Origin of the sequence: Rhodococcus erythropolis R138 (assembly GCF_000696675.2) — a bacterium.
Classification (GTDB): Bacteria; Actinomycetota; Actinomycetes; order Mycobacteriales; family Mycobacteriaceae; genus Rhodococcus_F; species Rhodococcus_F erythropolis.
In genome coordinates this window covers 4,696,145-4,722,690 of record NZ_CP007255.1, presented here as the reverse complement: position 1 = coordinate 4,722,690, position 26,546 = coordinate 4,696,145, and the positions used below count along the sequence as shown (strand labels likewise).

Below are 26,546 nucleotides of genomic sequence, written 5' to 3'. Positions count from 1 at the left end.
CTTTCACGCTTCGGGGATCTCGATTCCGAACTTCTCGCGAGTGATGACCTCGGGTTCGGGACCGCCGCGAACTCCGGTGTCGAGTGCGTCGATTTCGGAGAGTTCTTCGGCGGTGAGTTCGAAGTCGAACACGTCGAAGTTCTCCGCGATGCGCGAGGGAGTCACCGACTTGGGGATCACCTGGCGGCCCTGCTGGAGGTGCCAGCGGAGCATCACCTGTGCGGGAGACTTGCCGTGAGAGGAAGCGATAGCGCCGATGGTGGCGTCCTCGAGGGTTGAGCCGTGAGAGCCGTCGCGATAGAACGTGATTCCGCCGATCGGTGACCATGCCTGAGACAGAATGCCGTGATCGGCGTCGGCCTCGAGCAAGGTCGACTGCCTGAAGTATGGATGGACCTCGATCTGGTTGACCGCCGGCACTACGGACGTTGCGTCCAATAGTCGGGTGAGGTGATCCGGCATGAAGTTACTGACTCCGATGGCACGAACCTTGCCGTCTGCCAGAAGTGTTTCCAGCGCCTTGTACGCGTCGATGGTGCGCTCGAACTCGCTCGGCAACGCCTGGTGAAGGATGAGGAGGTCAAGTTGCTCGACTCCGAGTTTGCCTGCGCTCTTGTCGAAGGCATGCAAGGTCTCGTCGTATCCGTAGTCGGTGATCCAGACTTTCGTTTCGACGAAGATCTCACCGCGATCGAGACCGGATCGCCGGATCGCCTCGCCGACGCCCTTCTCGTTGCCGTAGGCCGCAGCCGTATCGATATGGCGATAACCCACCGACAGCGCGGACTCGACTGCGGCGAGAGTTTCGTCCGGCGGGGTCTGGTAGACGCCGAAGCCCAGCGCGGGGATGTCGACGCCGTTGTTCAGTTTCAGGCTCGGGATGCTCATGTCGTCCACGGTAGCGGCGGCCACTGGTTCGGTGGGAGTGACTGCTCAGCCGGGTAACGGCAGTACCCCTTCAGGCCTGGCAATTTGCACTTGTGGCTCGTCAATGAGTGAGCACTATCTTCAAGCCGACTATGAGGGTGGCGACGGCAGCGAGGCCGAAGGCTGCCAGATGTGTGTTCGTGCTGACCTTCTCGCCGTGAAGACGGCTGATCACGTAACTGGTGGATCCGATGCGCAGGATCAAGACGATTTCCGCGATCAACTGCGCCGTCCGTGGTTCCAGGAAGTTGAACCACGCCGTCGCGAGAATGGCGACAGGAACAACCGCGGAGGTGAGGATCGGGACAGAATCGCGCAGCGAGTCGATTCTCTCCGCGGTGGTGAGACGGCGGTCGTTGCGAATGCTCTCGCCGACGCTCTCGGCAAATGTGTGGGCGATGTACGTCGACAATGCCGTGCCGACCACAATCGCGGCGCCCAGTGATTCCTGAGATTTTGTCACCGGGACGAGTGCGGCGAGGACAAGAATGTTGCCGTAGATGTACGCGGTGGTTCTCGCCGCCACACGTTCTTGTCCCAGCGGCGCACCGTGAGACGTGATCGGCCGGTTCAGCAGTGTTCGCAGGTCCCACTCCATGTTCAGAGCATGGCAGATCAGACCCTCGGGCTGTAGTGCATCGGATTATCTCGCTGCTCGAGCGGCGGTAGATTGCGGGCCGGCGTGTGGACCAGTGGAGCCCCGGCGGGAATTCTGCCGCTGGCTCGGTCCCACCCCGCGCGAGCGCGCGGTTGATACCGGTATCGCCACGGCACCAGGCGGAAGACGGCGTTGACGGTGCGGCCGACAGCGTTGTGAATTTTCTGATCGCGACTGGTCCACGAGTAGCCGAGAAGGTCGCGAACCGGTTGGTCGTACATGCCCACTGTCAGCCACACGAATCCGCGGGCGAGGGGAATCCGCGTGAGCCGCCACAAGGGATCGGGTAGCCACGTCATGTACGGGGGCTTTCCCAGCCCCGACAAATCCAAGACGTCGCGGGTCGCTTTGTTGTCTTCGAGTACGTTGCGGCACATGTGGTCCCAATACTCCTGAAATGCTTCCCAGGTTTCGGGAACCGGGCGCATGCTCATCCCGTACAGGCGGTACCACTGAATGTGCTCGGTGAAGAGTTGTCGTTTCTGGGCCTCGGTCAGGCCACCGGAGAAGTTCTCGGCGGTGACGATGGTGCCCATGAAGAATGTCGCGTGCGCCCAGTAGAAGGTGTCGGGATCAAGTGCGTGGTACCGGCGTCCCAGCTTGTCGATGCCCTTGATCCGTGTGTGATAGCCACGGACTTCTTCGGCTGTCTGCTGCGCGCGATCGCCGTCGAAGACCACGCCGGCAATGGGGTACAGCGAGCGGTACAGCCGTTCCCAGCGCTCGTCGAAGAACTGCGAGTGCTCCTCGACCCCGGCGCCGAGACCAGGGTGCATGTTTTGCATCGAACCTGCCCAGACACCTTGGAGCATCCCGCGCCAGTCGCCGAAATACTTCCAGGTCAGGGAATCCGGACCGAGGGGAACCGGGGTGCTGCTGTCGCCAAGTTGACTACGCATGTTGTCAGATTAGGATCGACAACAGCGGTAGTCAAGGATCGAATACCGGGTGCATTGAAGAACAAGTGTCGGCGAAGTGGGGAAGTTGTGAGCATCGAAGAACGCAGGGCCACTCGAAAGGCGACGTTGTTCGACGTCGGAGTGACACTGCTCGGTGCGGTCGACGGTCCGGCCGTCAACGTGCGAGCGGTCTGCAAGGCCGCTGGTCTGACCGAGCGGTACTTCTACGAGAGCTTCACCGATCGCGATCAGTACGTTGTCGCGGTCCACACGTTTGTCGCCGAGCGCGCGCAGTCGGCGCTCGCCACGGCAGTGGAGTCCGAGACGACATCCGAGGCAGTCGCCACCGCTGCGGTCGACGCTTTCGTCAAGCTGATGGTCGACGACCCGGCAATGGGGCGAGTGCTTCTGATCGCTCCGCTCTCGGAGCCGGTGCTGAGCGGACGCGGTATCGAATCGATGCCGGCGTTCGTGGACCTGGTGTACGACCAGTTGTCCGAGATTGCTGATCCGGTGGACAAGCAGCTGGTGGCAGTCGGGCTGGTCGGGGCGTTGTTCACACTGTTCATCGGTTATCTGGACGGCTCGATCGTCGTCGAGCGCGAGCGATTTGTGCGCCATTGCGTCCGGCTGCTGATCAACGCTAACCAGGCGTGAACGGCTGGCACACGGGGCAGAAGAAGATATTTCGCTCGGTGAGCTGATCCGGTCCGAGGGTGTCTTCTCTGATGCGGGTTCCGCATCGGCGGCAAGGTTTTCCGCGTCTGCCGTACACCCACGTTTGCCTACCTGGGCGGGTGTCGCCGGTGGTGACCCGGATGCGACGCGACTTGTTGACGTTGATGGTGCGGAATGACAGATCCACAATCGCGTCGAGGTTCCCGGCGCGGTGTGTCGGCGTCTTCGGGTGAATGCCTCGTAGGAAGCAGATCTCGTTGCGGTACACGTTGCCCAGTCCGGCCATCACGCGCTGATCCAGGAGCGCGATTCCGATCGGTACGGAGTCTGCAGCGCGAAGATTCTCGACGGCCACGGAACTGTCCCAATCGGTCCCGAGCAGGTCCGGTCCGAGGTGCCCGACGGCCTCCTGTTCCTGCCCCAGTTCGAGGATCTCGGTGATTCCCAGTGAAAAGCCCACTGCTACAGAGTCTTCGGTGGCCAAGATTATGCGCGCTTGGTGGGCGGGTCTGCGCCAGCGCTCGCCGGGGCGATAAATCTGCCACTGACCCTCCATCTTCAGATGCGTGTGAATTGACGCTTCGCCCACGCGGATCAGCAGATGCTTTCCGCGGCTGGCGACGGAATCCACACGATGTCCCGATAAATCGACGGTGGCATAGCGAGGAACGCGGACATCGCAGGTGGTGAGTACCTTCTCGGCCAGGGCAGCGCGCAGATCGTTGGCGGCCCGCCACACGGTATCGCCCTCAGGCATGGTCGCCGCTCCAGCACTTCACGATCGCAACCATCATGACCCCAATCCTCATGACCTCAACCGGAATCCGCGAGGAGTGGCGGCGAAGCCGGCTTCGACCAGGACGGGAGCAAAATCGTTGCCGTGGATGGTCTCTCCGTCGACCTTCTCCACTACCAACTTGTCGACAGCGCGAGAAGTCACCTTCTGGGCAAGCGACAGCGCTGCCCGGCGCAAAGTTCCGCCGTCGTCACTGAATGTCAGGATGGTGCGACCGCCGCGCTCGACGAACAGAACCAACTCGCCCTCCACCAGAACGACCAGTGCTCCCGCCTTACGTCCGGGTCGGTGTCCGGGTGACTCTTCGCCCCCCGACGCCGGCCACGGCAGTGCTGCGCCGTATGGATTGGCCGGGTCGCACGCCGCGAGAGTGACTGCAGCCGAGGAGGTGTGGCGCCCCTCGATGGAATCACCGAACGTGCGCAAGCGGTCGACCACGGGAGGCGTCGAGAATTGAGCGCCGCCCAGGGTGTCCACGAAGTATCCGCGTCGAGCGCGCCCGTTGTCCTCGAACGTGCTCAGTACCTTGTAGATCAACGCGAAACCGCCCGGCACGTTCTCGCTCATCACAGAACCGCGGGTGACGACGCCGTACCGTTCGAGCAACAGATCGGCAGTGGCGTGCGCCCGGATGGTCGGGTCCGGTTCGATGGCCGGCAGTTGGAACCACCGACCGGAAGCGGTTGCCGGTCCCGTGCGCGCCGGGGTGGAAGCGCGCGCCATTCCGCGGTACGGACGGGCACGAGGAACACGTCGAGGCGATCGGTGACTTGTGGTGGTTCTGGTGGTGTCCGAGAGAAGTGCGCGCAGCGGTGCCACGGTGTCGTTACCGATGTGTCCGAGCCACACCAACTCCCACAGTGCCGTCGTCACCGCACTGTCGACCGTGTCTGCAGCCGACTCCGTAGTTTGCAACGCGTCGACCAACTGGCGGAAGAAGTAGGCACCGCCGCCGGACAGCAGGTCGAGGATGCGCTTCTGCAACTCCGAGACGTCGGTGTCGGCGGGCGAATTGAGCGTGATCGGTGCCAGGTCGGCGGGGTGCAGCACTACCCACCCGTCCTTGCCGGAGATTGCTCCGGATCCGGACCACAGGACTTCACCCGTCGAGGTGAGTTCGTCCAACATCGCGGGGGAGTAGTCGGCGACTCGGCTCGGCAGGATCAACGATTCGAGAGCGGACGCCGGAATCGGAACGCCGGCAAGTTGATCCACTACCGTTGCAACACCGTCGATTCCGCGCAGCGTGCCGCCCACATGCTGCCAACCGGGAAGGAAACGTCCGAGCGTTGCGGTACTGACCGGCTCGACCTCTTGCCGTGCCGCGGCGAGCGAGCGACGCCGCAAGCGGCGCAGGACTTCGGCGTCGCACCATTCGCTCCCAGTTGCAGACGGTCGGAATTCTCCTTCGAGAACACGCTTTTCGAGCGCGAGCCGACCGAGAACGTCACGCGCGACGGATACTCCGATACCGAAGCGTGCAGCTGCATCCGTGAGAGTGAATGGTCCGTGGGTGCGTGCGTATCGGCTCAGGAGGTCGTCGAGTGGCTGATCGACCGGCTCGATGAACGCGGCCGGAACCCCGATGGGTAGGGGAACGCCGAGTCCATCGCGAAGGCGCGCTGCATCTTCGACGACGGTCCACCAGCTCTCGCCCGCATAGGAGACGTGGAGGGCACGTTTGTCTGCGACCAACTTGTCGAGCCACGAGACCGGATCCTCGAGACAGCGTTCGGTGACTTCTTCGGTGGTCAGCGGGCCGAGCATGCGGAGGAGGTCGGCGACGCCCTCGAGGTCCTTGGCCTTGCGGTCCGGAGCGAGCCGTTGCAGTTCACGTTCTGCCTGCTCGATCACTCCGGCGTCGAGCAGCTCGCGCAGTTCGACGCGGCCGAGGAGTTCGGCCAACAGCGTGGAGTCCAACGACAGTGCGGCGGCGCGTCGCTCGGCCAGGGGGCTGTCGCCCTCGTACATGAACGCGCCGACGTAGTTGAACAGGAGCGCACTCGCGAATGGTGAAGGCGAGGGCGTCTCCACTTCGACTATTCGAATCTGGCGCCGTTCGATCTTGCCGAACAATTCCTTCAGTGCCGGCAGGTCGTAGACGTCCTGCAAGCACTCACGCACGGTCTCGAGCAGGATCGGGAATGTCGGGAACTTGCGGGCGACGTCCAGCAGTTGCGCCGACCGCTGACGTTGCTGCCACAGTGGGGCACGCTTGCCGGGATTGCGGCGTGGGAGAAGCAGTGCGCGGGCGGCACATTCGCGGAATCGGGAGGCGAACAATGCCGAGCCACCCACCTCCTGGGTGACCAGATCTTCGATGTCCTCGACGTCGAAGGTGAACAGTTCGGCGCCGGGAGGTTCGTTCTCGGTGTCGGGGAGACGGATGATGATGCCGTCGTCGGAGGCCGTCGGACTGGAATCGACGCCGTATCGTTCCTGCAAGCGGGCCCCGATGGCGAGGGCCCACGGTGCGTGTACCCGTTGGCCGTACGGGGAATGCAGCACCAGACGCCAGTCGCCGAGTTCGTCGCGGAAGCGCTCGACAACCAGCGTTCGATCCGACGGGACCTGCCCGGTGGCATTCTTCTGCTCACCGACGAGTTGGATCAGATTGGTTGTGGCGTTGTGATCGAGCCCGCCCACGCGACAACGCTCGACGACGTCGGCTTCGTTACCCAGCGCGGTCTCTCGAACGAATTGTCCCAACGCCTGTCCGAGTTCGGCAGGGCGACCGAGTCCGTCGCCATGCCAGAAGGGCAAACGACCGGGCATGCCGTAGGCGGGGCTGACCAGAACCCGATCGAAGGTGATCTCCTCGATCCGCCAACTGGTGGCGCCGAGCGCAAAGACGTCGCCTACCCGGGATTCGTAGACCATTTCTTCGTCGAGTTCGCCGACTCTTGATGCTTTCTCACCGACCATGTAGACCGTGAAGAGGCCGCGGTCGGGGATGGCGCCGCCGGAAGTGACTGCCAAGCGCTGCGAACCCGGGCGGCCCGTCAGAGTGTTGGACTCGCGATCCCAGACCAGGCGCGGACGCAATTCGGCGAACTCGTCCGAGGGGTACCGCCCGGCGAGCAGATCGAGAGTCGACTCGTAGGCCGAACGGGGAAGCGTTGCAAAGGAACCGCTTCGGCGCACCGTCTCGAACCAGTCGTCGACGTCGATCGGTTCCAGAGCGGTGGCCGCAACAGTTTGCTGGGCAAGGATGTCGAGGGGATTGGCGGGAACGGCCATCGCCTCGATCTTGCCTTCGACCATGCGCTCGACGGTCACCGCGCAGTGAATCAGGTCGGTGCGATGTTTGGGGAAGACGACGCCTCGTGAGATCTCGCCGACCTGGTGGCCGGCGCGACCGACACGTTGCAGGCCGCTGGCAACCGAGGGCGGCGCCTCCACCTGGATGACCAAGTCAACGGCGCCCATGTCGATTCCGAGTTCGAGACTGCTGGTGGCGACGACGCATCGCAATCGACCCGATTTGAGATCGTCTTCGATGAGGGCTCGCTGGTCTTTGCTGACCGATCCGTGGTGGGCGCGAGCAAGGAGGGGTTCTGCGCCGTAGTTGACCTCGGTGGGAGCTCCGATCTGCGCGGGCGGGCGAGGTGTTTTCTCGACGGCCAGACCGATGCGTTCTGCATGAATCTCGTTGAGCCTGGCTGTCAATCGTTCGGCGAGGCGACGAGAGTTGGCGAATACGATGGACGATCGGTGATCGAGCACGAGGTCGACGATCTGTTCCTCGACGTGGGGCCAGATCGAACCGGCTTGCGGGGTGGGGGATTCGGAACCGTCGGCGGGCGTCGCGATACCCAATTCGGTCATGTCCTCGACGGGGACACGGACCGTGAGGTCGAAGGTCTTGGCGGCAGGCGGTGCCACGATTCGGATCGGTGCCGAACCGGCGAGGAACCGCCCGATTTCCTCGTGAGGACGGACAGTGGCCGACAATCCGATGCGTTGCGCCGGACGCTCGAGCAAGCCGTCCAGACGTTCCAGAGAGAGCGCAAGGTGCGAGCCGCGCTTGGTACCCGCCACCGCGTGAACCTCGTCGACGATCACGGTGTCGACGCCGACCAGTGTTTCCCGGGCAGCGGAGGTGAGCATGAGGAACAACGACTCCGGCGTCGTGATCAGGATGTCCGGAGGACGCTTGATCAACGAGCGCCGATCGGCCTGTGACGTATCGCCGGAACGAACACCGACGGTGATCTCGGGCGGGGTGAGGCCCAGACGTTTCGCAGTCTGTGTGATGCCGACCAGCGGCGCGCGAAGGTTCCGTTCGACGTCCACGCCCAGCGCTTTGAGTGGCGAAATGTAGAGGACTTTGGTGGCGCGTTCGCCTTCGTCCTTCGCGGCGAGTTGATCGAGAGCCCACAGGAACGCCGACAATGTCTTGCCGGAGCCGGTTGGTGCGACGACAAGTGTGTGAGAGCCACTTGCGATGGATTCCCAAGCACCGAGCTGCGCAGCAGTCGGAGCGCTGAACGCGCCACCGAACCACTCGCGTGTGGCGGGCGAGAACCTACCGAGGACATTGGTCACGACCACCATATTGCCCCTTCCCACCGACAGCGTGTTCGTGCCCGCAGCCGAAGTGCAGAGCATACTATTTGCCCTGTTATAGCGATTCTCTTGTTATCGAGAAGGCGAGTGCCTGATGGAAGCAGTCAAGATTGTCCTCGAGCTGGCGGTAGTGCTCGGGGCGATTGTCATGGGTACCAGATCGAGCGGTGTCGCTCTCGGTCTGTGGGGCGGCGCAGGTGTTGCCGTCCTCGTGTTCGTCTTCGGAGAGGACGTCGGCAGTCCGCCGGTCGACGCTCTCCTCATCGTCCTGTCCGTTGTCCTCGCGTCGTCGATGATGCAGGCGGCCGGTGGTATCGACTGGATGGTCACCATCGCGGCCAAGTTGATCGAATCTCGCCCGAAACAGATCACGCTGATCGCGCCGTTGGTGTCATTCCTGTTCTCGGTCGGTGCCGGTACGTCCAACATCCTCTACCCGCTGCTCCCCGTCATCTACGACGTCTCGTACAAGAACGGTGTGCGGCCGTCACGGCCGCTGTCGCTGTCGGTTGTCTCGACCGGTGTGGCGCTGGCGTGTAGTCCGGTGTCCGCGGCGATGGCGGCGATGGTCACGCTGACCGACGTGCCGCCTTACGATTTCGAACTCATCGACATCATCAAGATCACCTTCCCGGCCGCTGTTGTCGGCATCGTCCTCTCCTCCATCGCGGTCAACAGGCTCGGTAAGGATCTCGACGACGACCCGGACATACAGGCGAAGATGAAGTCGGGCGAATTGGCCGGACCTGGTGCAGCGTCCAAGACCGAACTCGTCTCGACGAAGACCGGACGAAACGCGGCACTGATCTTCCTGGCCGGCGTTCTGGCCATCGTGATCTTCGGCCTGTTCAAGGGAATTCGCCCCGAAGCCGCCGACGGTTCCCCGATGGGGATGACACCGATCATCGAAATGCTGATGTTCGTCGTGGGTACGTTGATCCTGCTGGTGTGCCGCCCGAACGTTGCCGACGTGCCCTCGTCGACGGTGTTCCGTGCCGGCATGGTCTCGGCCATCGCGCTGTTCGGTCTGGCATGGCTGACGGACACGTTCATCAGTGCACATTCGGAGCTGATCACGAGCACCGTCGGCGACTGGGTCAACGCCGCGCCATGGATCTTCGCGCTCGGTGTCTTCCTGGTCTGTGTCCTGACGACCAGCCAGTCGACCGCGACGAGGACCATCGTGCCGATCGGTCTCGCTGCCGGGATTGCACCCGGCCTGGTGAGCGGCATGTGGGCCGGAGCGTTTGCCGGTGTCTATCTGTTGCCGACAAACGGTTCGCAGATCGCAGCTGCGAACTTCGACCTCTCGGGCAGCACGAAGCTCGGCTCCAAGCTCGTCGACCACTCGTTCTTCCTGCCGACCATCATCTTGGCCGTCACGACGATTGCGGCCGGCGCGGTGTTCGGAGTGGTGCTCGGCTGAGTCAGCTGTTGCGGTAGTGGTCCCAGCTCGCCTTGCACGCGTGGGCGAGCTGGTCCACCCGTTCGGCGTCGGGTGTAGGCCAGTCGAGGCCGGGTTTCATGATGTATGCGGCCAGTTCGTTCCCCAGTAGGAATTCTCGTTTGAATTCGGCCTGAACCGCACTCAACGTGATCCCGGCTTCGGCGGCGCGGGCGCTCAATTCGGCGAATCTGGCTCCGGCTCGGATGATTTCGAAACTGCCGAGGTACGGCTGATTGAGAGCGACGGCATCTGGATCGTCGACCTGAAATCCCTTGCGATGTGAGACCGCAAGTGTGCGAATGAGCTCCGGATCCATCGTCACGGGATTGTCGCCGCGTCGATTGCCGTGGTGGTCGCCACGATTGGAGAGTGCGACGACGTCGGGGAGTCGATCTGCTTCCGGCCGTTCGACATTGACGGCGCCGTCCCGCCGGGTGGTGTGGTTCATCGTGTCGTGGAACGACAACGTCGTGAACGATCGACCGAGTTCGAAGCTCTTCTCCACCATGCCTTCGATCAGTGCGTCGCGAGTTCTTTCGTAGACACCCAAACCGTGTTCGGCTGTCTCGGTGAAGGTCTCGGCGAGGTTCTTCCAGCCCGCGTCGTCGGACGGCTCGAGCAACAGGGGGTAGAACGAGAACGTGACAGGGCGAACTGCGTCGACGCCGGTGAGGTCTGCTTTGTTGCCTGCACCGGCCTTGTGGACGCGGGCGAAGGCTTCGCGCAGTGACGCTTCCAGGTTTTCGGGCTTCGCACGGTTGGGATCGCGAATCATGCGAGGGTGCGGATTCTCCACGTACACGATGCGCGAATCTATTTCGGCCCAACGGCGCACGATGGGACTGGTGGACATGTCGGTGAAGTCGAATTGCAGCCGCTGTGTGAACTCGGGTGCGAGAAAACGTGAGAGTTCTGCTGGAATCGCGGAACCCGAGTGTGGGCAACTGACAAGAACGTCGGCTTCGGCGATGGCGTCGTCGAGACTGCGGGAGTCGCGATCGGCATAGAACGTCAGGTCCTCCGGCGTGAACACGGTTCCGGCCGGGATGAGTACTGGTTCTCCACTGGTCATGAGCCCCAGCGTAATCGAGTGCAACCGTGCAGACTCAGTATCCGCTGAGTCGTTCCACGAGAGCTGTCTTGATCTCCGGTCGACCAGCCGCGACAAGAGTGAAGGTGGCTTCTCGCATGAGCCGCTCGGGGGTGTTGCTGCCGACGAGGGCGCGGCTTCCGGTCGCGGTGACGAGCGCGGCCGACGCTCGTATCGCAAGTTCCGATGCGCGGGCGCGTGCAGTCGACATGTCGCCGCCGCGCAGTGCTGCATCGAGATCGGCGCGCGCCCGGGCGGCTTGTTCTTCGAACGCGTCGGCGTCGACTCCCAGATCCGCGAGTTCGGTCACGGCGCGGCGGGTGATGCCCATGGCCATCGCGCCGTTGAGCCACAAGCCGGGGAGTTGGGTGCTCTGGAACTGTTCGTCGCTGACGACCGCACAGACGTCGGTATCGGGAATTTCGAAAGCGTCGAACACGATTCGGACGGTGTTGCTCCCGCGCGCCGCGATCAGTGGAAGCTCCTCGATCGTCAGACCCGGGGCCTCGCCCACCGGTACGACGGAATGAACGATGGAATTGTCGAACTCGTCGCGCGCCGACACCAAGAGAACATCGACGATGCCCCAACCGGTGACGAAGGGTGCGATCCCGTCGAGGACGTAGCCGTCGTTCACCCGCTTCGCCCACAGGAGCGGTGGGCGGGGGATGGCGCCGGCATAGGCAACCCCACCGCGAATCGTGCCGGAAACCAGACCGTCCCAGTATTGTTCGCGCAGAGACGTATTGGTACTCGCTGCCAGGGCTCCGACGACGCCGTGATGCTGCATCCAGGTGAACGTCGTCGCGAGGCAACCGCCGCACAAGGTTTCGAGGACCTCGACCAGTTCTTCGCTGCTGGGGCCACCCTCACCGAGGGCGGCGATGCCGTAGAAGCCGTCGGCGGCGAGCGCGTCGAAATGGCTGCTGGGGATTTCTCCGTCGGCGTCGACGCTGTCGGCGACGGGAAACAGAACGGTATCGGCGATCTCACGCGCAAGTTCCGGCCACTTGGTCACGCTGTCAGGGTAAGCCGCGAGCCGGGGTTGTGGTGTGGAACTGCAGCGGTGGCGTATCTAGAAGGACGGCGGTGAACTCACGATGAGGAATCTCGCAACTGCAGCGGTGCGATTGAACCACCGATGCGGGATGGTCGAGGTGTAGAGGAGGGTATCGCCGACATGAAGAACGTGGTGCTCGTCCAACCCGACCTCGACCTCGACAGATCCTTCGAGAACATGAATGAATTCTTCGCCGGCATGTTCGGTGTGCTCACCTGCCTCGGAGTGAGGTGCTGCCGTGATCTCGTTGGGTTCCATGGTCCGTGAGCCGGTCGAGCAGAATCGGATCACCGAATCGTGTGCCAGTTCGAAGGTTCGCCCCTCGCCGGCGCGGACGAGGCTGGACGGAGTTCGCTCGCCCTGTGCCAAGAGTGAGTGCGCCGTGGTGCCGAGCGATTGCGCGAGGCGGTGAAGGTTCATGACGCTGGGTACTGCGTGCCCGTTTTCGGTTTGGCTCAGGAATGGCTGCGACAACCCTGACTTCACGGCAACCTCACGCAACGTCAAACCGGCTTCTTTTCTCGCTGTCCGCACGGCTGCCCCGATCGCGGTCGCTATCGCTCTCTGGTCGTCGTCCATGTGCCGAAGATAGCAGTGCTCTGGTGAAAGTTTTGATTACACAGACGAAACAAATTCGACCACGGTAAGAAATTATCGACGTGCTGAATAGTCCCGTACACGAAACACTTCCAGCTTCGGACGGAGATCGGCGCATGGCCATCCATCCAGTCGACCAGCGGCTCCCCATTGCCCGCCAGTCTGCTTTTGCTCTTCAGCACGTCCTCATCATGTACACCGGTTGCATCACGGTTCCGCTGGTATTCGGTGCCGCAGTCGGGCTGGACCGCAGCACGGTCGCGATGCTGATCAGTGCGGACTTGCTCGTTGCAGGCATCATCACGATCATTCAGAGCCTGGGCGTCGGCAAGGTTGCCGGTGTCCGCCTGCCGATCGTCTGCGGTGCGACGTTCGCCGGGCTGACGCCGATGATTCTGATCGCCAAGGAGTACGGCCTGCAGGCCGTGTACGGGTCCATGCTGGTCGGTGGCGTGGTCGGCATAGCGTTGGCCGTCCCGTTCGCCAAAATCGTCCGATACTTCCCACCCCTGGTCACCGGCGTCGTCCTCACAGTCATCGGCATCTCGTTGATCGGTGTCGCGGGAGGACTGATCGTCGGAAACGACCCGACCTCCCCGTCGTTCGCCGATCCGAAGAACCTGGCGCTGGCTGCCGCAGTCGTTGTGGTCGCGGTGGCGTTCATCTGCCTCGGTCGCGGGATGTGGACGCAACTCGGTGTACTGATGGCACTGGTGATCGGTACCGTGATCGCCATCCCGATGGGTCTGATCGATCTGAGTGGCGTCGGCGGCTCGGCCTGGGTGGGCTTCCCGATGCCGTTCCACTTCGGCGCTCCGGAGTTTCCCGTCACCGCCGTGGTGGCGATGAGTATCGTCATGGCAGTCGTCTTCGCAGAATCGACGGCGAGCATGCTGGCGGTCAGCGAGATCACCGGAAAGCCTTTGAAAAAAGCAGATCTCGCACGCGGGCTGGTGGCCGACGGCATGTCGGGAGTTCTGGGCGGAATCTTCAATGCCTTTGTCGACACCGTTTTCTCGCAGAATGTCGGCGCCGTTGCCACGACCCGGGTGTACAGCCGGTACGTGACCGCTACCAGCGGTGCCATTCTGATCGTTCTCGGCCTCATCCCGCGAATGGGTGAAGTGGTTGCAGCCCTGCCTGATCCGGTGGTCGGCGGCGTCGGAATCATCTTGTTCTCCACTGTCGCCGTGGTCGGAATCAACACACTGCGCAAGGTCGATCTCAGTGACCCGATCAACACCACGATCGCCGCCGTATCGGTGGGGATCGGTATTCTGCCGGAATTTGCGGAGGGGATGTTCGAGCGATTCCCCTCCTCGGCTCAGATCCTCCTCGGTAGCGGCATCACCTTGGCTGCGGCCTCTGCCTTTTCACTCAATCTGCTGTTCAATCACACCCGACTCGGTGAACTCGCGAGGCGATCGCGAGAGAGCCTCCATGCCACTGCAAAATCTGAACCCGCCACCAGCTCTGCAGGAGACGCCAGTGTCACAGTCCCAGTCTGATCCCTTCGAAGTTCCCGTCATCGACATCTCGCCCTACGTGCTCGGTGGTGCCGACCAGGACAAGGCGCGAGTGGCCGCCGAAGTCGACCATGCCTGTCGGACTGTCGGTTTCATCCAGATTCGGGGCCACGGCATTCCGGTCGATGTTTCTTCCGGCCTCGCCGAAGCCATGGACGACTTCTTCGGACTGCCGATGGAGACGAAGTCGGGCTACCGAATCGAGGGCGCGAATCGTGGGTACAGCCCGCCCAAGAGCGAGTCGCTGAGCTTGAGCCTCGGCGTCGAATCCGCGACTCGGATGAATGACTTCTTCGAGGCCTTCAACGTCGGAACCGAAGCCAGATCATTCACCGAACTCGAACTGTCGGAGGATGATTACGGAATCAATCTGTGGCCCGCAGTGCCAGGTTTCACGGAACGAGTGGAGAATTACTATGCCCATGGCGAGCGGGTGGCACGCACACTGACCACCATTTTCGAAGATGCGCTCGGTCTGACCCCAGGATTCTTCGAGTCGATCACCGATCATTCCATCGACGTACTGCGGATGAACAACTACGCATTACCCGAAGGGACGGTGACATTGGACGGTGAGTTGAAGGGTATGGGCGAACATACCGATTTCGGGCTGGTCACCGTGCTGTGGGCGGATCAGGTCGAAGGTTTGCAAGTACTCGGGAGCGACCGACGCTGGCACGATGTCTGGCCGGTCGACGGCGCGCTACTGGTCAATCTCGGGGATCTCACCGCGCGACTGACCAACGACAGGTGGATGTCCACGCTGCACCGAGTTGCGCCTCCGGTGGTGAACGGCACCATCAAGCGTCGGCGATCGGCGGCCTTCTTCCACGACGGAAACGTCGACGCGGTGATTGCGACTCTGCCGAGTTTTCAGGACGACTCCGGCTTGGAGTACGAATCCATTACCGTTCGCGATCACATCAAGGCCAAATTGGCCGGGTCGAGGCAGGGAAAGTCCAACGCCGCCGCAGGTCGTGAGGCGGCTCGGGTACTTTCGGCTGCAGAGCTCGAGATCAAGCAGTGAGTGCACGGAACATCGTCCTCATCCACGGAGCGTGGGCCGGCGGTTGGGTCTGGGATCGTGTGTGTGGCCCACTGACATCGGCCGGCTTCAATCCCGTTGTGGTGGAGCTTCCAGGCTCGGGAAGTTGGAACCCCGACGACGTGATCGATCTCGACGCAGTTGCCGAACATGTTGTGGCAGTCGTCGAGTCCCTGGACGGGCAGTGCACCCTCGTCGGTCACTCCGGCGGAGGCATCGTGGCCTCGCAGGTGGCTGAGTTACTGCCTTCGCGGGTAGCGGGTCTTGTTTACGTCGCGGGGATGATGCTTCCATCGCAGATGGACTTCGGGATGCTCTGCATCGAAGTCGGTCTGGCAAGTCCGGTCGGGATCTCACGTTGGTTGGTCCCCGTGGACGACGGGAATGCGACGGTGGTTCCGCCCGAAGCCGGTGCCGCTGTGTTCTTCCACGAAGCGCCGGTGGCTGATGCGATCTTCGCCGCCCGCATGCTCGTTCCACAACTGGAGTCGGCCCGCCTGATGGCACCCGTCTGGACGGAAGAACGATTCGGAACCGTCCCGCGTTTGTATGTCGAATGCACGCTCGATCGAACCGTGCCGATCGAAGCTCAACGTGCCATGCAAAAACTTGTTCCCGGTGCCCAGGTGGTCAGCCTGGACACCGACCACGCCCCGCAGTTGTCGACGCTCCCGGAGTTGATCGAAGCGATCGCCGATTTTGCCCAGAACGCGTTCAGCCGAACTCGACGCCTTGAGCCAGCGGCAACTGGTCCGAGTAGTTGACGGTATTGGTGGCTCGGCGCATGTAGGCCTTCCATGAATCCGAACCCGATTCGCGTCCGCCGCCCGTCTCCTTCTCGCCGCCGAATGCGCCGCCGATCTCCGCACCGGACGTTCCGATGTTCACGTTCGCGATGCCGCAATCGGAGCCGTCGGCGGCGAGGAAGCGCTCTGCTTCTCGCTGATCGAGTGTGAAGATCGAGGATGAAAGTCCTTGAGGTACACCGTTGTGCAGCGCAATAGCGTCGTCGAAGTCGGTGTAGGTCAAGACATAGAGGATGGGTGCAAATGTTTCCGCCCGTACCACCTCGGTCTGTGCGGGCATGCGAACGAGAGCAGGTGTCACGTAGAACCCGGATTCGCCGACGCGATCACCGCCACACACCACGGTTCCGCCGTCGCCGCGCGCGGCCGAGAGGGACTTCTGCATTGCCTCGTACGCGGCTTCGTTGATCAGCGGTCCGACCAGAACACCGGAATCGAAGGGACTACCGACCTGGAGTTGCGCGTACGCGGACGCAATGCGATCGACGACGTTGTCGGCGATCGACTCGTGAACGATGAGTCGGCGCAGTGAGGTGCAGCGCTGCCCGGCAGTTCCCGCGGCGGAGAAGACAATTCCGCGCACGGCAAGCTCGAGATCCGCCGACGGCGTGACGACTGCGGCGTTGTTCCCACCCAACTCCAGAAGACTTCGTCCGAAGCGCGCGGCGACCCGCGGAGCCACGGCGCGGCCCATCCGCACGGAACCCGTGGCGCTGACCAAGGCCACGAGTGGGTTGTCCACCAGCGCCTCACCGACGTCACGTCCGCCGACGACCAACTGGTGCACGTCGATCGGTGCTTCACAATCCGCGAGCGCACGCCGCAGGAGCGCATGACATGCCAGAGCGGTCAACGGAGTGGTTTCCGAAGGCTTCCAGACGACGGAGTCGCCGCAGACCAGAGCAATGGCGGTATTCCACGACCACACCGCTACCGGAAAGTTGAACGCAGAGATGACCCCGACAACGCCGAGCGGGTGCCACGTTTCCGACAACCGGTGGCCGGGACGTTCGGACGGCATGGTGCGCCCGTAGAGCTGCCTGGAGAGACCGACCGCGAACTCGCAGATGTCGATCATCTCCTGTACCTCGCCTAGAGCTTCCGAGGTGACCTTGCCTGCCTCCAGCGTCACGATCTCCGCGAGATCCTCCTTGTGCTCGGTAAGTAGGCTGCCCAGCCGCCGCACCACCGCGCCGCGCGCCGGAGCGGGGACGGTGCGCCAGGTGAGGAACGCTCGATGAGCCGCCTCGACGGCGTCGTCGACCTCTCGGCCGGAGTGCTGCCGGACCGTACGCAGCTGTGTGCCGGTGATCGGCGTGTGTGCGCTCAGATCACCGGCGGGCCACTCGACGCCACAGGCAGCGAGGGCTCTCTCGGCGCGATCGGCGAGGCTCGAAGGATCAGGCAGGTTCACGGGGAGTCCTCTGTGTTTGAAGGCGGAAGTGTTTGAAGGCGGAAGTGTTTGTAGGCGGGAGTGGTTGTTGGCGGGAGAAAGCAGGGCACGTGATGCCTCTTGTTGTGCGCGGTACAGCTCGAACGGATCTTCGATGGTGCGGTCGATGGCGCCCTCCAATCGATCCTGCCCGTATTCGGCGCCGGGCGCATCGGAAACGAATCCGGTCACGGAATCGAGATTGGACGCGAAGATCCCGGCCGCGGATGCCGGTAGGAAGTCCTCGTAGACGATCGGGTCGCGGACGACAACAGTTCCTTCGTTTCGGTAGGTGAAGTACGCCAACCCCGCGTCGTCGAGTCCGTCCTCGCTGTGCGGAAATTCGCTGTCCCAGTCGGCGTCCGCGGGCGTTGCGATCAGTCGGTCGTAGATTGCACGCCCGCTGCGGGTCAACGCGATTCCGCGTGCCTCGACCTCGCCGAATCTGACGCGGACAGGTTCTGTGGTGACCGATCCGTCCGGCCGGCGAAAACGTCTGTCTTCGGCGAGTGCGCGAAACGACGTCTGCCGCAGAAGCAGTGGCGGTCCATTCCATCTCGGCGGGCCTTGGATGCGGTCGATCATGGTGATGCCGCGCTCGGTCATTCGGCGGTACAACTCGTCGATGTCGAGCACTCGCGGGGTGATGTGGTTGACATGTGTCGAGCCCTGGCCGGCGATGTCTGCGGCGACAGGTGAGATCGCGGCAAGTTCGCGATACCAACCGGCGTCGATGGGATCGGTGCCGAGCCGAAACGCCGAGGTCGCCGCTTCGACGAATTGTGTCGCCTCGGGCTCCGGTAGGCCGCACCCGCGGTTCGCTTGCCGTGCCCACTGCAGAAGTTCTGGAGAGAACAGGGTGCGGCGACGCAGGAACCCGGTGATCCGACGCTCGAGGTCGGTGTCGAAGAACCTGGAATCGGAGCCGGTCAGTACCGAAGTGAAAACACGGAACGGGTTCCGGGCGAGTTCGGCAGGTTCGGTGGGGCGAAACGCCGTCGAGACAACGGGAATGGGGGAGTCGGTGAGCCGGAGGTCGTAGTAGCCGACCGGAAACATACCGAATCCGCCGAAGACGGTGGCTACGTCACGTAGTTCGTCGAGAGTCCCCAGTCTGATGGCGCCGTGACGCTCGGCGCTGACTCTCGCCAGGCTGCCCAGGCGCTCCGCCGAATCCGGATGTTCGGCGGCAAAATCACGGTTCACCTGCATCGTTACATCTACCAAGGTGTTGTAAGCGGGGACCTCGTCGCCATACATCTTGGCGAGGGCCGCTGCGAACCGTGCACGTAGCTCCCAGGTTTCAACCATACGAATGTCCGATTGCGTTAGCCTGCGCAGGTGCGAGAAACAGAAACCAGTGACGCTGCCGGGGTTCCGGTCGACGAAACCGATCGACTTTTGATGCGTGAATTGGTCTTGGACGGCCGTGCCACTCTCGCGAGTCTTGCTGAGAAGGCAGGACTCTCGATCTCTGCAGTCCAGTCGAGAGTGCGTCGATTGGAGTCTCGCAAGGTGATCCGTGGCTACTCGGCGAAGATCGATCCGGAGGCACTCGGTCATAATCTGTCCGCATTTGTCGCCATCACTCCTCTCGATCCTTCGCAGCCCGACGATGCGCCTGCTCGCTTGCGTCATCTACCGGCCGTCGTCTCGTGTCACTCCGTGGCCGGGAGCGAAAGCTACGTCCTCCTGGTCCGGGTGGCGTCACCTCGCGCGTTGGAACGATTGCTGCAGGAGATCCGTACGGCAGCCAACGTCAACACGCGAAGCACCATCATCCTACAAACTTTTTACGACGAATGACGGGTGTTCCGTAACTTTTACGGCTTCCTATCGACACTTTCGTAAAATTGACATAATCTTCGCAGTATGAGTACTGCGATGCGAGACTTCGGTGACAGTGCGCTCTTTCCGGTCTACGAGGTGCTGAAGGCCAGCATTCTCGTGGACGGATTCGATCTGATTCTCGATGTGCAAAGGTCGCAAGGTTCGTATCTGCGCGACCTGCGAGACGGCACCGAGTTTCTGGACATGTTCGGTTTCTTCGGCTCTTCCGCCCTGGGGATGAATCACCCGGCGATCGCCGACGACGAGGAATTCCAGCAGGAATTGGCCGTTGTCGCCTCCAACAAGCCGAGTAATTCCGACATCTACACCGAGCCTATGGCGCGCTTCGTTGCGGCTTTCGCTCGGGTCCTGGGGGATTCGGCGCTCCCACACTTGTTCTTCGTGGACGGCGGGGCACTTGCGGTGGAAAATGCGCTCAAGGTTGCCTTCGACTGGAAGAGTCGGTTGAACGAAAGCCGTGGATTGTCAAGCGATCTGGGGACGAAGGTCCTGCATTTGACCGAGGCCTTCCACGGTCGGAGCGGATACACGATGTCGCTCACCAATACCGAACCGGGCAAGGTCGCGAGATTCCCCAAGTTCGACTGGCCACGGATCGACTCGCCGTATCTCGCAGACGGTCGCGATGTCGAAGCTGCGGAGAGGAAAGCTCTCGACCAAGCGCGCCGAGCGTTTTCCGACAACCCCGACGATATAGCCTGTTTCATCGCCGAGCCGATCCAAGGCGAAGGCGGTGACCATCACCTCAGGCCGGAATTCCTGCAGGCGATGCAAGAGCTGTGTCGTGAGAATGACGCCCTCTTCATTCTCGACGAGGTGCAAACGGGATGCGGAATCACCGGAACCGCTTGGGCCTATCAGCAATTGGGATTGCATCCGGATGTGGTTGCCTTCGGTAAGAAAACGCAGGTCTGCGGCATCATGGCCGGCGGTCGAGTGGATGAAGTGCGCGACAATGTGTTTCACGTCAGTTCCCGGATCAATTCGACGTGGGGTGGCAACCTCACCGACATGGTGCGCGCCCGGCGGATACTCGAAGTCATCGAGCAGGACCGGCTGATCGACCGCGCGCGATTCACGGGTGCGCATCTCCTTGCCCGGTTGACCGAAGTCTGCGGGCGCTACGCGGCGGCGACCGAGCCGCGCGGTCGTGGTCTGATGTGCGCGATTACGTTGGCGGACAGTGACCTTCGTGATCGCGTCGTCCAGCGACTGCGAGAAGACGAGCATGTGATGATACTGCCAACCGGGAAGAGAGGAATCAGATTCCGTCCCGCGCTGACGGTGACCACCGGTGAGTTGGACGACGCGGTCGACGCAGTCGAGCGAGTACTCGAGCGCGAAGTCTAGGCTCTGGCCTGGAGTTCGCTCCACACTCGATCCGGGGTCATCGGTGTGGAGTACATACGCACTCCACACGCGTTGGCTATCGCGTTTGCCAACGCCGGTGCTACCGGATTGAAGGGGGCCTCACTCATCGATTTTGCGCCGAAAGGCCCGAGTTTGTCGTACGTGTCGGCAAACAGTACTTCGGTGATCGGCAAATCTCCGATCTGTGGAACGTGGTAATTGCGTAGCTGAGGATTGATCACTCGGCCTTCTTCGATGACGATTTCCTCCGACAGTGCAGCGCCGAGGGCCTGTCCCACACCGCCTTCCACCTGCCCTCGCAGTTGTGCCGGGTTCATGACGGTGCCGGCATCGGCGGCCTGAACCGACTGCAGGATCTTCACCCGTCCGGTATCCGTGTCGACGGCAACGCGAAAACCGTGAACGTTGAACGAGACCGAGCGCGGTGTTCCGTCGTGGCGACCGTCAGCGGCGAGCGGGCCACCTTCGAGTAACGTCGCGAAATCGAGGCAACCGTGGGACGTTTCGACCCCGTCCGGCGAAAGATCGTCGATCTGCGCGCCGCGGCCACTCAATCGCACCGCACGGGTCAGTATTCGCTCGCGAAGGCGCTCGCAGGCGATCAGGAGCGCCTTGCCGGCGACCACCGTTCCCGTCGACCCGAATGCTCCGGTGTCGTATCCGCCGGCATCGGTGTCGGATTGAACAATCGTGATGCGATCGACTGTCGTCCGCAATTCGGTGGCCGCGATCTGTTGGTGAATCGTGGTGGTTCCGTTGCCGAACTCAGCGGTGCCGATGTTCACGACGTACCGACCGTCGGCCTCGAGTGCGACGGTGGTGTCGGAGAAGTGACCACGCGGCGGGATCGTCGCGATCATGGCAATTGCCATGCCCCGACCGATCTGCCAACGCGACCCTGCCGGTGCAGCCTCGCCGCGTCCGCTCGACAGTGCACTGTCGACGAGGTCGATGCACTGGTCCAGTCCGTAGCTGCCGAATTCGAGATCACCGTCCTCGACGTGCCAGTCGACAAAATCGTCTCCGGGTACGACGACGTTTCGCCGCCGAAACTCGAAGGGGTCCATGCCGAGACGATCAGCGAGCTGATCCATGGCCGACTCGACGGCGAAGATGATCTGGCCGAGCCCGTAACCACGGAAGGCGCCGGACGGAACGTTGTTCGTGTAGACCGCTTCGGCGTCGACGCGTTTGGTTGCAGCGCGATAGACCGCCATGGATTCGGCGCAACCGTGGAACATGACTCCGATCGAATGGTTCCCGTACGCCCCGGCGTCGGAAAGGACGTCGATGGCCAGTGCAGTGAGAGTTCCGTCGGCATCGGCGCCGGCGCGAACCGAAACTCGCATCGGGTGCCGTGACGGTGCGATGGTGAACTGATCGCTGCGGCTGAACTCGTAAGCAACGGGCTTACCCGTTCGCAGGACGGCGAGTGCGACGAGATCTTCGGTGAGTAGTTCCTGCTTCCCGCCGAAGCCTCCACCTACCCGCTTGGCGAACACCCGGATTCGGCTGCGATCGAGATCGAAGATGTGCGCCAATTCGTCCCGAACCAGAAACGGCACCTGTGTGCTGCTTCTGATGACGAGACGGCCGTCCTCGTCGAGCCACCCCGCTGCGCCGTGAGTTTCCAAGGCCACGTGCTGGACTCGCGCAGTTTTCCACGTACCTTCGACGACTGCGGTGGCATCCGCGAGCGCACGGTCCAGATCGCCGACACCATCGTGAAGCGCGGCAACCACGTTGCGAGGGACTTCTGCGATCCGCGAGCTCTCGTCTTTGTCGCCGTGCAGGAGCGGAGCGCCGGGGGAACGCGCCAGATCTGGTTCGAATACCGCGTCGAGTACCTCGTAGTCGACTTCGATCAGCGAGAGTGCACGTTCCGCCTGCGTCGGGGTTTCGGCGATGACCGCGGCGACGCGCTGGCCGCGGAAACGGACGGTCCTGTCGAACACCCGCGTATCGTCCGGATCGTCGTTGCGGTCCTCGTGCCGGGCGGTCGAGAACAGCACGTCCGGACTGTCCTGAAAGGTGAGGACCGCGGCGACGCCCGGCGCCGCTTCCGCTGCTGCCGTGTCTATCCGGGTTATGTGTGCGTGTGCGTGCGGACTGCCGAGTACTGCGACGTGAAGCAGGCCGATCGGCTTCTCACCCGGGGAGAAGTCCATGGTGTACTGCTCGGTCCCCGTGACGATGCGTGCGGACGCCGGGGCTGCGATGGAACGCCCTTGTGCCCCGCCTATTTTGGCGGTCTCGGTATTGGATGTACCCGCGAGGGCGTCACGAATGGACCGATAACCGGTGCAACGGCACAGGTTACCTTTCATCGAGCACGCGAGATCGGATTTTTGTTCGACCGACAGCGCTGATGCGGTGACTACCATTCCCGCTGTACAGAAACCACATTGGAATCCACCGGCATCCACGAATGCCTGTTGAATGGGGTGAAGTTTCTCCGGTGTTCCGAGGCCGGCGGCGGTGACGACGTCGCGGCCGCCGAGGCGGTGGGCGGGAAATATGCACGAATGGGTGGGGTGTCCGTCGACCAGAACCGAGCAGGCGCCGCAGTCTCCGGCATCGCACCCCTTCTTGACGGAGTTCGCTCCGTGCTCGCGGAGGAAGGTTCGCAGGCACTGTCCTGGGCGGGGCTGGTCGTCGCGGGGAACTCCGTCCACCGAGTACTTCATTCCAGTTCACCTCGGATTTCTTCGGAGAGAAGGTCAGTCATCGCCTTCCGCCACGGCGCAGTTCCATGGACATCGGTGAAGTAGGCGTCTTCCGGAATCCTGCTGTGCAACGCATCCGCAAGTGCAGCGGCGTCGGGGAGTTCGTCGAATTTCAGAGCGTACGGACGGCGGGTCGCGGCGGTGATCGCCAGTGTGAAACCGTCGGCACCGCAGCGTCCGGCAACGGCTACGGCCGATCGCCCGAGTGACGTCTGTGCCAGCTTTCGCATCGCGGTACGTGCGGTCAGTGCATGCACGGGAATCCGGATACTGCGGATGATCTCGCCGGGGCCGAGCACGTTGCGAGAATCGTCGATGACGAAATCGACTACGGGGACTGAGTATTCGGTACCGTCCGGACGCCAGATCGTCAGTTCGGCATCGAGAGCGGTGCACAGAGTCGTCATCGCTCCGGCCGGGAAGGAGAGCGCGATGTTGCCGCCGACGGTCGCGTATCGCAACACCTTCCACGATGCGAGCAGTGCGTCGGCGCAGTGTTGGAACAGCGCTGCGGCGGACCATGAGGTGGGAAGATCGGCGCGGCACAGTTCCTCGATGGTGCAGGTGGCCGCGATTTCGAGACCGAGATCGCCGACCGCGACAGCTTTCCAGTCGAAGCCCGCAAGGTCGACAAGAGTGGTCAGGTGCGGCTGCGGTTCCGAGTACAGCCAGGTGCCGCCGCCGATGAACCCGATACCGGGTGAGGCACAGGGGAGCTCGGCGCGGGTCCGCGGCACCAGAACTTCGTCGACGCTGTGCAGATCCATCGCTGCCTCAAGCCTTTCCGAGTAGGTCGCGGTGTGCGCGTGCGACATCCGAGGCCACGACGTCCTCGTCGACGGTGGTGACTCGTCCGTCGGCAACTACGATTCGCCCGTTGACGAGTAGTAACTTCAGCGGGGGCGTCGAGCCGAGTACGAGCGCCGCCACCGGATCGGTGATGCCGGCATGCGCGACGGTGTCGAGTTTCCACACCGCCAGGTCGGCAAGTTTTCCGACCTCGATCGATCCGATTTCGCCCTCGCGGCCCAGAACTCGTGCGCCGCCGATCGTTCCCAATTCCAAGGCTTTTCGCACCGTCATCGTCTGCGGTCCGCCCTTGGCGCGAGCAAACAGAAGCGCATGACGAGACTCCTCGATCAGACTGCATGCTTCGTTGCTCGCCGCGCCGTCCACACCGAGCCCCACGGTGACCCCGCCCTTCACCAGATCGGCGGCACGGGCGATACCGGCCCCCAGTCGCGCATTGGAGGTCGGACAGTGTACCGCGGCAGTTCCGGTTCGCGCCATCGTCTCGATACCGGCGTCGTCGAGATGGACTGCGTGTGCGTACCAGACGTCCGGGCCCACCCAGCCGACGCGTTCCATGTATTCGACCGGCGTGCAACCGAAAAGCTCTCGGCAGAAGCTTTCCTCGTCCAGGGTCTCGGCGAGATGCGTGTGCATTCGCACGCCGTTTTCGCGGGCCAGCGTCGCGGACTCTCGGAGCAGTGACTCCGTCACCGAGAAGGGTGAGCAGGGGGCTACCGCGATCTGCAGCATCGACCCCGCATTCGGATCGTGCCAGCGGTCGATCACCGACTGCGTGCCGGTCAGGATGTCGTCGAGTTTTTCCACGACGTGATCCGGTGGCAGGCCGCCGGAACTCTGACCGAGGTCCATCGACCCACGACACGGGTGGAATCGAAGGCCAACCTGCGCAGCGGCGGTGATCTCGGCTTCGAAAACGTCGCCGGCGTCGCGGGGAACGACGTAGTGGTGGTCGGTGGTGGTCGTACATCCGGTTTTTGCCAACCAGGTGAGTCCGCCGGTGGCCGCCACGTGGACGGCGTCGGCGTCGATACCCGCCCAGACGGGGTACAGCGTGGTCAGCCACTCGAAGAGCGTCGAGTCTGCTGCCAGGCCACGGGTGATCCATTGGTAGAGATGATGATGTGTGTTCACCAGACCGGGCGTGATCAGGCAACCGTTGCCGTCGATCACGTGCGCATTGGGGTACACGGGAGCCTTTCCGGCCCCCACGTCGACAATCTTGTTGCCCGAGATCACGACGTAGCCGTCGGGATGCTCGGAACGCTCGCTGTCCATCGTGACCACATGGGCATTGGCGACGACGAGAGTGGTCCCGAGGGCCGGGTCGGTCACGACAACCAGCCTGAATAGGGTGTCCACGACGGCCCCGCGTCTGGTGCGTCGGATCGGCTGACCGCAGCTTGGATCAACCCGTACGGACGATCGGCGGCGTGGAACACCTCGTTGTCGTTCTCGACTCCGAAGCGGCCGAGTGCATATTCGAAATGATGCTTGTTGGGTGCCGACAGTCGAACCTCGGCAATGATCGGAAACTCTTCGAGAATTGCTTTGCCGATGTGGAAGAGCGTCTGCTGCAAGGCAAGTGAATGCACCTGCGCGAACTGTTTGACGATTTGTGCCTTGATACCCACGTAGACCGATTCCCAGTCGACGTCGGTGGTGACGAATCGCCACTGGGCGACCAACGTCGTCGCCATGACGCGGTCGTCTGTCGGCTCGAGGATCGTGTACGGATCTTCGAGGAAACCCGAGAACTCACTACCGGTCGATTTGAGGATCACCAGGTCCTTCAAACCGCCGATCACCCACGTCCCGGCATCGGCTGTCCCAGTATCGGAGATTGTGATCGACGCCGTCCGAACTTCCTGACCCTTCCGAATCCAGGTGTAGTCGTGCTCGCTGCCGTCGACAATCGCACGCTCCCAAGCGTATTCCTCGATCTCGATCCGCGCGCCACTGACCGGTTCGATGTCGTCGACGAAATGACGGGCGAGTTCGAGTCCGTACGTCTCGATCGAGATCAGACCCTTTTCCTTGGCGTAGGAATAGGCCGTTTGTTTCTGCGTGTCGGTCGGCAGAACCTTCGACTGATCGCCGGTGAGGTACGCGTCGGCGAAATCTCCACGCAGGCAGGTGGAGACGTTGATGTCGTGGATCTCGTGACGAGGAGTGTCGCGGTAGATTCGGACTACCCTGTTCTCAGCTTTGCCGTACTGGTGACCGGTAAGTTCGATGGATCCGCTCAACCGGTCGGT

General features: G+C 62.6%; 20 protein-coding genes. 7 read left to right on the top strand and 13 right to left on the bottom strand.

Annotation, left to right across the window (positions count from 1 at the left end):
* Positions 1 to 3: 3 nt before the first annotated feature.
* The 3 genes from H351_RS21655 to H351_RS21645 form a co-directional block, all read right to left on the bottom strand.
* Positions 4 to 888, bottom strand: a complete 885-nt coding sequence (locus H351_RS21655; protein ID WP_029255018.1) for an aldo/keto reductase — start codon at positions 886 to 888, stop codon at positions 4 to 6.
* A gap of 100 nt (positions 889 to 988) precedes the next feature.
* Positions 989 to 1,525, bottom strand: a complete 537-nt coding sequence (locus H351_RS21650) for a hypothetical protein (RefSeq protein ID WP_019747719.1) — start codon at positions 1,523 to 1,525, stop codon at positions 989 to 991.
* Between the two features lie 17 nt (positions 1,526 to 1,542).
* Complete coding sequence (locus H351_RS21645; protein ID WP_019747720.1) at positions 1,543 to 2,484, bottom strand: oxygenase MpaB family protein; 942 nt, start codon at positions 2,482 to 2,484, stop codon at positions 1,543 to 1,545.
* Positions 2,485 to 2,571: 87 nt separating this feature from the next.
* Between H351_RS21645 and H351_RS21640 the strand changes: the two genes are divergently transcribed.
* A complete protein-coding gene (locus H351_RS21640) occupies positions 2,572 to 3,141 on the top strand; it encodes a TetR/AcrR family transcriptional regulator (protein ID WP_019747721.1) in 570 nt (189 codons plus the stop codon).
* On the opposite strand, the gene H351_RS21635 is transcribed toward H351_RS21640, so the two are convergent.
* The gene (locus H351_RS21635) at positions 3,128 to 3,919 is read right to left on the bottom strand and encodes a DNA-formamidopyrimidine glycosylase family protein (protein ID WP_019747722.1); all 792 of its coding nucleotides are present in this window, start codon (positions 3,917 to 3,919) and stop codon (positions 3,128 to 3,130) included. The genes H351_RS21640 and H351_RS21635 overlap by 14 nt on opposite strands.
* Before the next feature lie 48 nt (positions 3,920 to 3,967).
* Entirely contained in the window at positions 3,968 to 8,515 is a 4,548-nt protein-coding gene (locus H351_RS21630; protein ID WP_020969179.1) for an ATP-dependent helicase, read from the bottom strand.
* A gap of 106 nt (positions 8,516 to 8,621) precedes the next feature.
* On the opposite strand from H351_RS21630, the gene H351_RS21625 reads away from it, so the two are divergent.
* A complete protein-coding gene (locus H351_RS21625; protein WP_020907057.1) occupies positions 8,622 to 9,953 on the top strand; it encodes an anaerobic C4-dicarboxylate transporter family protein in 1,332 nt (443 codons plus the stop codon).
* Between the two features lies 1 nt (position 9,954).
* Here the strand turns inward: H351_RS21625 and H351_RS21620 are convergent, their stop codons facing one another.
* The 3 genes from H351_RS21620 to H351_RS21610 are packed head-to-tail and all read right to left on the bottom strand — an operon-like array spanning position 9,955 to position 12,703.
* Positions 9,955 to 11,046: an N-formylglutamate amidohydrolase gene (locus H351_RS21620; RefSeq protein WP_029255019.1), complete on the bottom strand. Its 1,092-nt coding sequence runs from the start codon at positions 11,044 to 11,046 to the stop codon at positions 9,955 to 9,957.
* A gap of 34 nt (positions 11,047 to 11,080) precedes the next feature.
* Positions 11,081 to 12,082, bottom strand: a complete 1,002-nt coding sequence (locus tag H351_RS21615) for an acyl-CoA dehydrogenase family protein (protein ID WP_029255020.1) — start codon at positions 12,080 to 12,082, stop codon at positions 11,081 to 11,083.
* Between the two features lie 57 nt (positions 12,083 to 12,139).
* Complete coding sequence (locus tag H351_RS21610; protein ID WP_003940980.1) at positions 12,140 to 12,703, bottom strand: helix-turn-helix domain-containing protein; 564 nt, start codon at positions 12,701 to 12,703, stop codon at positions 12,140 to 12,142.
* Positions 12,704 to 12,837: 134 nt separating this feature from the next.
* On the opposite strand from H351_RS21610, the gene H351_RS21605 reads away from it, so the two are divergent.
* Genes H351_RS21605 through H351_RS21595 form a run of 3 tightly spaced genes read left to right on the top strand, consistent with a single transcriptional unit; the run spans position 12,838 to position 16,056 of the window.
* On the top strand, positions 12,838 to 14,229 hold the full coding sequence (locus tag H351_RS21605; protein ID WP_029255021.1) for a uracil-xanthine permease family protein: 1,392 nt from the start codon (positions 12,838 to 12,840) through the stop codon (positions 14,227 to 14,229).
* Positions 14,210 to 15,274, top strand: coding sequence for an isopenicillin N synthase family dioxygenase (locus H351_RS21600; RefSeq protein WP_029255022.1), 1,065 nt, complete (start codon positions 14,210 to 14,212; stop codon positions 15,272 to 15,274). Before H351_RS21605 ends, H351_RS21600 begins: the two co-directional genes overlap by 20 nt.
* Complete coding sequence (locus H351_RS21595; protein ID WP_029255023.1) at positions 15,271 to 16,056, top strand: alpha/beta fold hydrolase; 786 nt, start codon at positions 15,271 to 15,273, stop codon at positions 16,054 to 16,056. The genes H351_RS21600 and H351_RS21595 overlap by 4 nt, the downstream gene beginning before the upstream one ends.
* On the opposite strand, the gene amaB is transcribed toward H351_RS21595, so the two are convergent.
* Complete coding sequence (gene amaB / locus H351_RS32950) at positions 16,007 to 18,841, bottom strand: L-piperidine-6-carboxylate dehydrogenase (RefSeq protein WP_420876473.1); 2,835 nt, start codon at positions 18,839 to 18,841, stop codon at positions 16,007 to 16,009. The two genes, H351_RS21595 and amaB, sit on opposite strands and share 50 nt — an antisense overlap.
* Before the next feature lie 30 nt (positions 18,842 to 18,871).
* On the opposite strand from amaB, the gene H351_RS21580 reads away from it, so the two are divergent.
* Positions 18,872 to 19,336 (top strand): Lrp/AsnC family transcriptional regulator, encoded by a 465-nt coding sequence (locus H351_RS21580; RefSeq protein ID WP_019747732.1) that lies wholly within the window; start codon positions 18,872 to 18,874, stop codon positions 19,334 to 19,336.
* A 66-nt stretch (positions 19,337 to 19,402) separates the two neighbouring features.
* Positions 19,403 to 20,731, top strand: coding sequence for an L-lysine 6-transaminase (gene lat / locus H351_RS21575; RefSeq protein WP_029255024.1), 1,329 nt, complete (start codon positions 19,403 to 19,405; stop codon positions 20,729 to 20,731).
* Here lat and H351_RS21570 read toward each other — a convergent pair.
* The 4 genes from H351_RS21570 to pucL are packed head-to-tail and all read right to left on the bottom strand — an operon-like array spanning position 20,728 to position 26,537.
* Positions 20,728 to 23,439: a molybdopterin-dependent oxidoreductase gene (locus H351_RS21570; protein WP_029255025.1), complete on the bottom strand. Its 2,712-nt coding sequence runs from the start codon at positions 23,437 to 23,439 to the stop codon at positions 20,728 to 20,730. The genes lat and H351_RS21570 overlap by 4 nt on opposite strands.
* Positions 23,436 to 24,245 carry an FAD binding domain-containing protein gene (locus H351_RS21565; protein WP_029255026.1) on the bottom strand — a complete coding sequence of 270 codons (810 nt, stop codon included), beginning with the start codon at positions 24,243 to 24,245 and terminating at the stop codon, positions 23,436 to 23,438. The genes H351_RS21570 and H351_RS21565 overlap by 4 nt, the downstream gene beginning before the upstream one ends.
* Before the next feature lie 7 nt (positions 24,246 to 24,252).
* Complete coding sequence (locus H351_RS21560; protein WP_244891502.1) at positions 24,253 to 25,566, bottom strand: 8-oxoguanine deaminase; 1,314 nt, start codon at positions 25,564 to 25,566, stop codon at positions 24,253 to 24,255.
* A 53-nt stretch (positions 25,567 to 25,619) separates the two neighbouring features.
* On the bottom strand, positions 25,620 to 26,537 hold the full coding sequence (gene pucL, locus H351_RS21555; protein WP_024487453.1) for a factor-independent urate hydroxylase: 918 nt from the start codon (positions 26,535 to 26,537) through the stop codon (positions 25,620 to 25,622).
* Between the last annotated feature and the right edge of the window lie 9 nt (positions 26,538 to 26,546).

What these genes read in the sequence shown, in the direction of transcription:
- H351_RS21610 (WP_003940980.1), bottom strand. Translation starts at nt 12,703, where the DNA reads ATGGACGACGACCAGAGAGCGATAGCGACCGCGATCGGGGCAGCCGTG.
- H351_RS21655 (WP_029255018.1), bottom strand. Translation starts at nt 888, where the DNA reads ATGAGCATCCCGAGCCTGAAACTGAACAACGGCGTCGACATCCCCGCG.
- amaB (WP_420876473.1), bottom strand. Translation starts at nt 18,841, where the DNA reads ATGGTTGAAACCTGGGAGCTACGTGCACGGTTCGCAGCGGCCCTCGCC.
- H351_RS21650 (WP_019747719.1), bottom strand. Translation starts at nt 1,525, where the DNA reads ATGGAGTGGGACCTGCGAACACTGCTGAACCGGCCGATCACGTCTCAC.
- H351_RS21625 (WP_020907057.1), top strand. Translation starts at nt 8,622, where the DNA reads ATGGAAGCAGTCAAGATTGTCCTCGAGCTGGCGGTAGTGCTCGGGGCG.
- H351_RS21570 (WP_029255025.1), bottom strand. Translation starts at nt 23,439, where the DNA reads ATGAAGTACTCGGTGGACGGAGTTCCCCGCGACGACCAGCCCCGCCCA.
- H351_RS21645 (WP_019747720.1), bottom strand. Translation starts at nt 2,484, where the DNA reads ATGCGTAGTCAACTTGGCGACAGCAGCACCCCGGTTCCCCTCGGTCCG.
- H351_RS21630 (WP_020969179.1), bottom strand. Translation starts at nt 8,515, where the DNA reads ATGGTGGTCGTGACCAATGTCCTCGGTAGGTTCTCGCCCGCCACACGC.
- H351_RS21565 (WP_029255026.1), bottom strand. Translation starts at nt 24,245, where the DNA reads ATGGATCTGCACAGCGTCGACGAAGTTCTGGTGCCGCGGACCCGCGCC.
- H351_RS21635 (WP_019747722.1), bottom strand. Translation starts at nt 3,919, where the DNA reads ATGCCTGAGGGCGATACCGTGTGGCGGGCCGCCAACGATCTGCGCGCT.
- H351_RS21560 (WP_244891502.1), bottom strand. Translation starts at nt 25,566, where the DNA reads ATGGACAGCGAGCGTTCCGAGCATCCCGACGGCTACGTCGTGATCTCG.
- H351_RS21620 (WP_029255019.1), bottom strand. Translation starts at nt 11,046, where the DNA reads ATGACCAGTGGAGAACCAGTACTCATCCCGGCCGGAACCGTGTTCACG.
- lat (WP_029255024.1), top strand. Translation starts at nt 19,403, where the DNA reads ATGAGTACTGCGATGCGAGACTTCGGTGACAGTGCGCTCTTTCCGGTC.
- H351_RS21605 (WP_029255021.1), top strand. Translation starts at nt 12,838, where the DNA reads ATGGCCATCCATCCAGTCGACCAGCGGCTCCCCATTGCCCGCCAGTCT.